Source organism: Faecalibacterium sp. An58, from assembly GCF_002161515.1.
In the GTDB taxonomy this organism is placed as follows: Bacteria; Bacillota; Clostridia; order Oscillospirales; family Ruminococcaceae; genus Faecalibacterium; species Faecalibacterium avium.
In genome coordinates this window covers 1-803 of record NZ_NFHX01000075.1, presented here as the reverse complement: position 1 = coordinate 803, position 803 = coordinate 1, and the positions used below count along the sequence as shown (strand labels likewise).

Sequence of the window (803 nt, the reverse complement as noted above, 5' to 3'; positions counted from 1 at the left end):
ATTCCTCTTTGCCGCCACATCGGATGGGTGTTTTACCCGAGCGTGCAGGTGGTCTCTGGCACCTGCTCGCCCCTTATATCATCTCCCGGTATGGTGCCCCGGGGGTGTTATAAGTAAAGCTCATACTGGTTTAATTACACACCAGTGACAACTTCCTTGACAGTCTGATCAACAACCAAACCAACCACGTAAGCAGAATACTCACCACTGTTGCTTTCCACCTTTACAACTGCAATATTGCCATTGTAGGTGTAGTTATAAGTCTTGCCGCCAGAAGTCCCATCAGTGGGCATGTTGTTGGTATTGATGATACCCTTCATCATGGTGACAACCTGATCCTTCATGCCATCTTCAGTAAAGTTGCCAGGCACAATGATAAGATCTGCTACAACAGTATCCTTTGTAGTATCCTTAAAATCATTGAAATCGCAAGTATCTGCCTTCACCATTTCAATAAACGAGTTCTGAATAGCACTCCCCTGTGTAATCCAATTTGTAGAAGTAGCTTTGAGTTCGTTCTCATCGATCATCGCCGCTGCTTTGCTCAGAGCAGAGTCAAGTGTAGAATCTGCGCTCAGCTTCAAAATATTGGTATACTTCGCATCCAGTTCGCTATTAACATAGTTAGCAAGAGACGAATCAACAGGGTTGACATCAGGCTCGGTAGGGGTGCTGGAAGAAGAACCGTCCTTGCAGCCAGCCAGCATGCTGACGGCCATGATGCCGGCCAGCGCCAGAGAAGCAATCTTCTTGAGTTTCATAATGAATTTTTCCTCCTTATGGTGTATAAAAGATAGAGACCC

1 protein-coding gene is annotated in these 803 nt (G+C 45.8%); it reads right to left on the bottom strand.

Annotated elements, in window-relative coordinates; translation table 11 throughout:
* Positions 1-134: 134 nt before the first annotated feature.
* A complete protein-coding gene (locus B5G12_RS14860) occupies positions 135-761 on the bottom strand; it encodes a hypothetical protein (protein ID WP_087325497.1) in 627 nt (208 codons plus the stop codon).
* Between the last annotated feature and the right edge of the window lie 42 nt (positions 762-803).